Below are 2,807 nucleotides of genomic sequence, written 5' to 3' on the forward strand. Positions count from 1 at the left end.
TTTGACCAGCCCCGCTCACTGGGCGGTACGGAAACCGGCGCCCAGGCGGCATTGCCGATGTGGATGGGATACATGGGTAGGGCGCTGAAAAGTGTGCCAGAGGGAGAAACAACAGTCCCGGAGGGTGTGATATCGGTTAAGATTAACCCACAAAATGGGCTAAGGGTCGCCGAAGGTGGCGAGGGCATCCCCGAGTATTTTTACCTTGAAAGTGCGCCGCAGGAGCAGCGAGGCGCCGGTGAAGGCTTTTTTGGCGGCGGTGGCAGGTCGTCGGAAGAGGTTAAAGATCAATTGTTTTGAATCAGCGGGCCATTTTTTCATGTTTAGAGAGCTTGGCGCAAAACACATTATGCCGCACCGGGAGCGAGAAAAGGCGGCGAACCAGCGGATGCGCGAACGGATTGCGCAGCAGGCGGCCCGGCTGATCGCGGAGGACGGCCTGCAGGACTACGCCTTGGCCAAACTCAAGGCGGCTCGCCAGATCGGCGCCCCTGATACGCATAACCTGCCGAACAATATTGAGGTGGAGCAGGCATTGCGGGATTATCAGGCGCTCTACCAAAAAGACGAGCAGGGCGAACGACTCCGTTTGCTGCGCCAGCAGGCGCTGGCGGTGATGCGGCAGCTTGAGAGGTTTAATCCGTATCTGACCGGCTCGGTGTTGAATGGCACGGCCACTCGCTATTCGGACATCAACCTCCAGGTGTTTGCCGACAGCGCAAAGGAGGTGGAGTTGTTCCTGTTAAGCAAACAACTGCCTTACAAGAGCGGCGAAATGCGGCTGCATTTTGGCGGGGACGTGCGCGGCTTCCCGGTTTTCACCCTGCAGGGGGAGGGTACGGAAATCAATATCACGGTTTTGGCCACGGAAGATCTGCGACAAATCCCGCGCGGACATCCGGACAAAAGGCCGCTGGATCGCGCCCGCGTCAAGCAGGTCGAAACATTGCTGGAAGAGGGATAAAGCCTTTATACTTGGTCCTAGGCTTGATGCCGGCCTGAGTTGCGATTGCTTCTATGCAACCTTTTCAAGCGCTATTGCTGTCAATCATGACATTTCCACTATTTTTATTTTGTTGCGCTTTCTCACTGTGAACCAACCTCAAGACCCGCCACAGAGCCCTTCACTTTCTGCCGAAGACGATTTCGACAAGTATTCGATCAACTGGAAGAAAGAGATCGTTTTCCTTTTGCGCGCCATCATGGACAAGGGCGGGCTGTTAAGTGCCCATTTTGACCATGGTAAAAACTTCATCCTGACATCCATTATCGACGTCGATGCGGACCGGGGCGAGGTCATTCTGGATTTCGGCGCTACCGAAGCGCTGAACCTGAGGATACTCGAGAGCGACAAGATCATTTTCGTTACCTCCCATGACAAGGTAAAAGTCCAGTTCGTCGCCAACCGGATCGAAAAAACCCGCTTCGAGGGCCGAGATGCCTTTCGGATCAAGCTGCCCGAATCGGTGATCAAGCTGCAGCGGCGGGAATTCTTCCGGGTGACAACGCCGATCGCCAACCCGCTGAAATGTATTGTGCCAATCGAGGATGGCAGCAAGATTGAAATGACAATCGTGGATATCAGCATCGGCGGCATCGGCGTGATCCTGCCGCAGTGCAATATAGCATTTACCCGGGGAATGGCTTTTCCAGATTGTCACTTGGCCCTGCCCGGCATCGGCAATATCGTGGCGACACTGGAGATCCGGAGCGTATTTGATGTGACCTTGCGGAATGGCCAGCCGTCCAAACGAGCCGGCTGCCAGCTGGTCGATTTGCCGGCTAACATGCAGGCCATGATCCAGCGCTATATCATCAAGGTCGAGCGGGAAAGAAGATCAAAGGATCTGGACCGCCAGTAATTCAGGAGTCCTTCAGCCATTTTGCCGCGTCCAGCGCAAAATAGGTCAATATTCCGTCCGCCCCGGCGCGCTTGAATGCCAGCAAGGCTTCCAGCACGCAAGCCTTTTCGTTCAGCCAACCGTTTTGGGCGGCTGCCTTGAGCATGGCGTATTCGCCGCTGACCTGATAAACGAAAGTCGGCGCCCGGTAGGTTTCCTTGATGCGCCGGACGATGTCGAGGTAAGGCATGCCGGGTTTGATCATCACCATGTCTGCCCCCTCATCCAGGTCCAGTCCCACTTCCCACAAGGCCTCATCGCTGTTGGCGGGGTCCATCTGATAGGTATATTTGTTGCCCGCTCCCAGATTGGCAGCGGAGCCGACCGCATCGCGGAACGGCCCGTAAAAGCTCGAGGCATATTTGGCGGAATAGGCCAGAATCCGGGTATGGATATGGCCCCTACCGTCGAGCGCATTGCGCACGGCGCCGATGCGTCCGTCCATCATGTCCGAAGGGGCGACCACATCAGCGCCGGCCTCGGCGTGAGTGAGCGCCTGCTTTGCTAGCACCGCCACCGTTTCGTCATTCAAAACATAGCCGTTGGCGTCGATCAGTCCATCCTGGCCATGGCTGGTGTAGGGGTCGAGCGCAATGTCGGTAATGATGCCCAATTCCGGAAAATGCTGCTTCAGGGTGCGCACCACGCGCGGTACCAGGCCCTCCGGATTGTAGGCTTCGGCCGCATCCAGGCTTTTGAGCGGCGTCTCAATCACCGGGAAAATAGCCAAGGCCGGAATGCCGAGCCTGGAACATTCCTCCGCCTGGCGAAGCAGTTGATCCAGCGTTTGCCGCACGACACCCGGCATGGAGGAGACCGCTTCGCTGCGGTTATTGCCTTCCAGCACGAACACCGGGTAAATCAAATCGGCGGGCGTCAACTGGTTTTCGCGCATCAGGCGGCGGG

At 56.8% G+C, this 2,807-nt stretch carries 4 protein-coding genes; 3 read left to right on the forward strand and 1 reads right to left on the reverse strand.

Annotated features, from left to right (window positions below; translation table 11 throughout):
* The 3 genes from PHD76_15200 to PHD76_15210 form a co-directional block, all read left to right on the forward strand.
* A partial coding sequence (locus PHD76_15200) for a hypothetical protein (protein ID MDD5263189.1) occupies positions 1-300 on the forward strand: 300 nt, incomplete at its 5' end.
* 19 nt (positions 301-319) lie between these two features.
* Positions 320-964 carry a hypothetical protein gene (locus PHD76_15205; GenBank protein ID MDD5263190.1) on the forward strand — a complete coding sequence of 215 codons (645 nt, stop codon included), beginning with the start codon at positions 320-322 and terminating at the stop codon, positions 962-964.
* A 127-nt stretch (positions 965-1,091) separates the two neighbouring features.
* Positions 1,092-1,862, forward strand: coding sequence for a flagellar brake protein (locus PHD76_15210; protein MDD5263191.1), 771 nt, complete (start codon positions 1,092-1,094; stop codon positions 1,860-1,862).
* A 1-nt stretch (position 1,863) separates the two neighbouring features.
* Here the strand turns inward: PHD76_15210 and hemB are convergent.
* A partial coding sequence (hemB, locus tag PHD76_15215; protein ID MDD5263192.1) for a porphobilinogen synthase occupies positions 1,864-2,807 on the reverse strand: 944 nt, incomplete at its 5' end.

The organism is Candidatus Methylacidiphilales bacterium (genome assembly GCA_028713655.1).
Lineage (GTDB): Bacteria > Verrucomicrobiota > Verrucomicrobiia > Methylacidiphilales > JAAUTS01 > JAQTNW01.